This is a genomic window from Parasynechococcus sp., from assembly GCF_042954245.1.
GTDB lineage: Bacteria > Cyanobacteriota > Cyanobacteriia > PCC-6307 > Cyanobiaceae > Parasynechococcus.
Map to the genome: position 1 here is coordinate 1 of NZ_JBGKDP010000192.1, position 4,917 is coordinate 4,917.

Below are 4,917 nucleotides of genomic sequence, written 5' to 3' on the forward strand. Positions count from 1 at the left end.
TGTTGCTCCGCCAGGGGTAGAAGCAGGTCCAGTCCTTGGCCGTAGTCCCCGCGCTCGAGGGCTGCCTCCGCTTCAGAGAGGTCCAGTGCTGCGTCCTGCTCGCTCACCCTCTAGCCGCGTCCCACCACCATCGTGCCGATGCCGGCGTCGGTGAAGACTTCGAGCAAGAGGGCATGGGGAACCCGGCCATCAATGATGTGGGCGGCTGACACGCCCTGGGCCAGGGCGCGGATGCAACATTCCGTTTTGGGCGTCATGCCCCCTCCGACCACGCCGTCCTCGATCAGCTGTCGCGCCTCTGAGAGGCGTAGTTTGCGGATCAGGGAGTCGGGATCGTCCCGGTCTTTAAGGATGCCGGGGGTGTCGGTTAGCAGGATCAGTTTTTCGGCTTCCAGAGCCGCCGCTAGCTCTCCCGCCATCGTGTCGGCATTGATGTTGTGGGCTCGCCCGTCATCGAGGGTTGCGGCAACGCTGGAAATGACGGGCACATAACCCTTCTCCAGCAGCGGTTCGAGCACATCGGGATTGACGCGGGCAACATCCCCCACCAGCCCATGGCTGCCATTCCCCCAGGGGCGTGCTTCCACAAGACTTCCGTCACTTCCGCTCAAACCAACCGCACGGGTGCCGAGCTGATTGAGGCCGTTCACGATCTGCTTGTTGACGCGGCCCACCAGCACCATCTCCACCACATCCATGGTGTCGGCATCGGTGACGCGCAGTCCGTCGCGGAATTCGGCGGGGATTTCCAGACGCTGAAGCCACTGGTTGATTTCGGGCCCGCCGCCATGAACCACCACGGGTTGGACCCCAACGCAGGCCAGCAGAGCCAGGTCGCGAAAGACGGCAGCACGCAGCTCGGCATGGGCCATGGCGGCTCCGCCGTACTTGATCACGATGCGCCGACCCGCGAAGCGCTGGATGTAGGGAAGGGCTTCGCTGAGCACCGACACCCTGAGAACGTCATTGTTGTTCTGGGTGGATTGGGCCATGGCTTAGGCCTCACCCGCTGGAAGCAGGACAACGTCCAGCCGTTGCTCATCCAGTTCCTTGAGTTCCGCTCTCATCCCCTTGGCGAAGAAACGCCCCAGCCGCTCCTGCCGCTCTTGCCAGCGTTTGAGGGGAACGGCTCCCAGCAGGAAACGCATCCGCAGGCCGTAGCCGCTGTCGGAATGCAGCTCTTCGATCTCCTCCAACTGCGGCGGGGTGTCCTCGTCCCAGAGTTTGAGCGCCTCCAGCGACGACTCCAGGTGGGCCTTCTGGCCATAGCGCCAGCGCGTCACATCGCCGAGCAATTTGCCCAGTTCAGGGGCCGCAGCTTCGCGTTCCTTTTGAAAGGTCTTGATCGGTGTCACCCGGATAGCGGGTGGCAGCTCCGACGATTTCAGGGCCAGTCCCCCCAACAAAATCGGGATTCCGTAGAAAATCGTGGGCAGGCTGAGGTTGGCGCTTCCGGTGGCGTAAGCGGTGGCACCGATCACGGTCAGCATGCCTCCGGCGATGGTGACGAGGCTGCCGGGGGAGAAGAAATCCTTCATGAAGGCCTTGGCTTGATCATCATTTTGACCTCTAAGCCATCAGGATGAAGATCCACTGCCTCGAGTTTAGATGTCTGATCCATCGTCGACCGGTATGGATGATCTGCTCCAGCAGCTCGACCGTGATCGTAGCTGGTTGCTGCAACAGATTGATGGTGGCCGCTGGCCCGAACTGCGTCTGGACCTTGCCGCTCTTGAACGGGAGCTCGGACAACTGATTACCCGAGCTTCAGAACTGCAGGACGAAACTAGTCGTTGAGGTGCTCCGAACCGCGAGCGTTCTCTGATTCAGAAGGGGATGTCGTCGGTGTCGGGCACGAGGGGCGCAGCATTCCAGCTGGCCGGTTCAGGCTCTTTCGCCACCTTGGTCGGCGCAGCCGCGGGTGCCTGGCGGCCTGGGGCCGGGGCTGAAGGGTTGCCGGATGGGGGTGCACCCGTGGCTGCCGCGCCGATCGGATGAAGCCGAGCCAGGGTGAATTCAGCCCGTTTTTCCTTCATGCCATCGGCCCGGGGCATGGTGTTCATCCGCAGCCGGCCTTCGATCAGCAGCCGCTGCCCGGTCTGCACACGGTTCTGCAGTTCCTGGGCCAGGTTGCCCCAGCCCACCACTTTCAATTCGCCTGGCGGATCACCGTCCCGAAGGGGATCAAAGCGCACGGCCATCTCCGCAATGGGAGTCTGGTTGTCCTGGGTGTATCGAACCGTCGGTGCGTCGATCACCTCTACTTCGAGCACGCAATGGTTCATGGCTTGAGCTGGTGTCGGCGCATATCCTGATGCAAGGCCCTGCGAATGACCAATGTCGTGTGCTGCTGCTGGCTGGAACCGGTGAGGGGCCGCGCTTGGTGCAGGAGCTCTCTCACCGTAATTGGCGTGTGAGTGTGAGTGTGGTGACCCCAAGTGCGGCGAAGGCCTACGCGGGACTGCCAGTCGAGCGGATCTTGATCGGTGCCCTGGAGGGCATTGGCGGAATTACGGCAGCTCTCCACCAGGCCGGGCCTTTCCGTTGGGTGGTGGATGCCACGCATCCCTTTGCAGCTCGGGTCAGTCATGACCTGGTTATAGCTTGTGCGGATCTCGGTCAACCGCTCCTGCGTTATGAGCGTCGCCTTGAACCGCTTGGAGCTGCATCTCTGTTGGCTGATGCCGAGGCTTTGGCCACCCAGCCGCTCCAGGGCCAGCGCCTGCTGCTGGCTATTGGAGGTCGTCATCTTCCGGCCTTGACTGCTGCTGTGCGCTGCGCCGGAGCCATCCCCTATGGCCGTGCGCTTCCGTCCCCCGATGGATTACGCGCAGCGCTGCGGGCAGGTCTGCCCCCGGATCACTTGGCCGTGGTGCGACCCCTGCAGGGGGAGGTGCCGGGGGCGATCGAGCGGTCCCTCTGCCGTCGCTGGGACATTGGGGTGGTGCTCTGCCGCCAGTCCGGTGGTGTGACGGAACAGCTCTGGCATCAACTCACCACAGACCTCGGGCTGAGCTTGCTGCTGTTGCGGCGCCCATCCCCCCCCGATGGGATGGATTGTGTCGAGGATGTCAGTAAGCTGATGGATCAGCTTGAGCGTGATTGAAACGAGTGGGCTCGTGCTGGCCCTCACCACTGAAGCGAACGCTGAGCGTGCCCAACAGCTGGCTAAGACCTTGCTGGAGCGCCATCTCGTGACCTGTAGTCCCCATCCCCCCGTTCAGTCGTTCTATCGCTGGGAGGGGGCGCTGTAGGCGTCCCATGAGGTCCAACTGCTGATGAAGACCTCCGCCCAGCATTTGGAAGCCCTGCGCTTCGCCGTCTCAGAGCTGCACAGCTACGACACCTCCCCAGTGATTATGCTAGCCGACGACGGCATCACCGGCATATGAGGCCTGGGCAAGTGCTGAGCTCAGTTCAGATGCGTCTCCGCCAGTTGCTTGAGGGAGACCTGGGAGCGGGCCCCCAGTTGGGTCACAATCTGGCCGGCGCAGAGGGCTCCGAGCTCACCACAGCGCTCGAGTGACTCGCCCTGGGTGAAGCCATGCAGAAATCCCCCGGCATAGAGGTCGCCTGCTCCCGTGGTGTCCACCAGGTCTCCCAGGCCGAAGATGCCGACATCCCAGCGCTGGTCTCCACTCAGCACGACGGATCCCTGAGCACCACGGGTGATCGCAATCACTGAGCCGCCGCCGCGCACCCGCTCGAGGGCCTGATCGAAATCGTCTGTCTCGTAGAGCGACTGAATTTCAACGTCATTGCCGAATAGCACATCGACGTGGCCATTCACCAGCTCGAGAAAACTCGCTCTGTGCCGATCCACACAGAAGCCATCGGAGAGGGAAAGAGCCACCTTTCCTCCTGCTTCACGGCAGGCTTCGGCGGCGGCGATGAAGGCCCGTTTGGCGGCTGGACTGTCCCAGAGGTAGCCCTCCAGGTAAAGCACCTTGGCCTGCTTGACCATGGAGAGGTCGAGATCCTCGGGCTCCAGTTGGGTGGAAGCCCCCAGGAAGGTGCACATGGTCCGCTCGGCATCGGGCGTGACGTAAATTAGGCAGCGCGCTGTTGTGGCTCCACTGGTGGCTGCTGGGGTCTCAAAGCGTGTCCCAACGGCCCGGATGTCGTGGCTGAAAATACTGCCGAGCTGGTCGTCCCGGACGCGGCCGATGAAACCAGCGCGTCCGCCGAGCTGAGCGATGCTTACTATAGTGTTGGCGACCGATCCACCAGAGGTCTCGAGGTCCGTTCCACTGGCCTTGTAGAGAGCTTCAGCTTGTTGTTCGTCGATCAGCGCCATGCCCCCTTTCTGGAGGCCGTGTTCAGCGATGAAACTGTCGTCCGTCTGCACCAGAACATCGACGATGGCGTTACCGATGCCAACGACATCGAGACTGCAGGTGCTAGAGAAACGGGTCTCTAATGACATCAGGGAGTGGAAAGCAGTCCCGAAGTATGAACCTCAGAGGCTCAGGCGCTCAACAGGGCCCGCTTGGGGCCATGGATCGGATCTTCGACAACGATGGTCTGATCACGGCTGGCCCCCAGGGAGACAATGGCGATTGGCACTTCCATCAAATCGGCGAGGAAGCGCAGATAATCCATGGCCGGTTTGGGGAGATCCTCAAGGCTGCGGCATTCCTCGGTGGAGCACTGCCAGCCAGGCAGCGTTTCGAAGATGGGTTTGCACTGGGCGAAGTCATCGGCACTGCTGGGGAAGTGCTCGATTCGTTCGCCGTTGAGTTCATAGGCCACGCAGACCTGAATTTCGTCCAGTTCATCAAGAACATCCAGCTTGGTCACGGCCAGACAGTCCAAGCCGTTGACCTGCACGGCGTAGCGACCGATCACGCCGTCAAACCAGCCACAGCGCCTCTGGCGGCCAGTGGTAGTGCCGAATTCGCCACCTCGTTCCGTGAG

General features: G+C 62.1%; 7 protein-coding genes and 1 pseudogene. 3 read left to right on the plus strand and 5 right to left on the minus strand.

Annotation, left to right across the window (positions count from 1 at the left end):
• Positions 1–110 precede the first annotated feature (110 nt).
• Complete coding sequence (argB, locus tag ACGVJ8_RS08645) at positions 111–992, minus strand: acetylglutamate kinase (RefSeq protein ID WP_392347265.1); 882 nt, start codon at positions 990–992, stop codon at positions 111–113.
• Positions 993–995: 3 nt separating this feature from the next.
• Positions 996–1,538, minus strand: a complete 543-nt coding sequence (locus tag ACGVJ8_RS08650) for a DUF2854 domain-containing protein (protein WP_392347267.1) — start codon at positions 1,536–1,538, stop codon at positions 996–998.
• A 70-nt stretch (positions 1,539–1,608) separates the two neighbouring features.
• Between ACGVJ8_RS08650 and ACGVJ8_RS08655 the strand changes: the two genes are divergently transcribed.
• Complete coding sequence (locus ACGVJ8_RS08655) at positions 1,609–1,797, plus strand: hypothetical protein (RefSeq protein ID WP_392347269.1); 189 nt, start codon at positions 1,609–1,611, stop codon at positions 1,795–1,797.
• Positions 1,798–1,826: 29 nt separating this feature from the next.
• Here the strand turns inward: ACGVJ8_RS08655 and ACGVJ8_RS08660 are convergent, their stop codons facing one another.
• Positions 1,827–2,285 carry a single-stranded DNA-binding protein gene (locus ACGVJ8_RS08660; protein WP_392347271.1) on the minus strand — a complete coding sequence of 153 codons (459 nt, stop codon included), beginning with the start codon at positions 2,283–2,285 and terminating at the stop codon, positions 1,827–1,829.
• 29 nt (positions 2,286–2,314) lie between these two features.
• Here ACGVJ8_RS08660 and ACGVJ8_RS08665 point away from each other — a divergent pair, with 29 nt between their 5' ends.
• Together ACGVJ8_RS08665 and cutA are read left to right on the plus strand one after the other, a co-directional pair.
• Positions 2,315–3,106: a precorrin-6A/cobalt-precorrin-6A reductase gene (locus tag ACGVJ8_RS08665; protein ID WP_392347277.1), complete on the plus strand. Its 792-nt coding sequence runs from the start codon at positions 2,315–2,317 to the stop codon at positions 3,104–3,106.
• A 13-nt stretch (positions 3,107–3,119) separates the two neighbouring features.
• Positions 3,120–3,392 (plus strand): annotated as a pseudogene (gene cutA / locus ACGVJ8_RS08670) (divalent-cation tolerance protein CutA).
• A gap of 20 nt (positions 3,393–3,412) precedes the next feature.
• Here cutA and ACGVJ8_RS08675 read toward each other — a convergent pair.
• Positions 3,413–4,426: an adenosine kinase gene (locus tag ACGVJ8_RS08675; protein ID WP_392347273.1), complete on the minus strand. Its 1,014-nt coding sequence runs from the start codon at positions 4,424–4,426 to the stop codon at positions 3,413–3,415.
• Positions 4,427–4,467: 41 nt separating this feature from the next.
• Positions 4,468–4,917 (minus strand): adenylosuccinate synthetase (locus ACGVJ8_RS08680; RefSeq protein WP_392347275.1); only part of this gene is annotated, 450 nt, incomplete at its 5' end.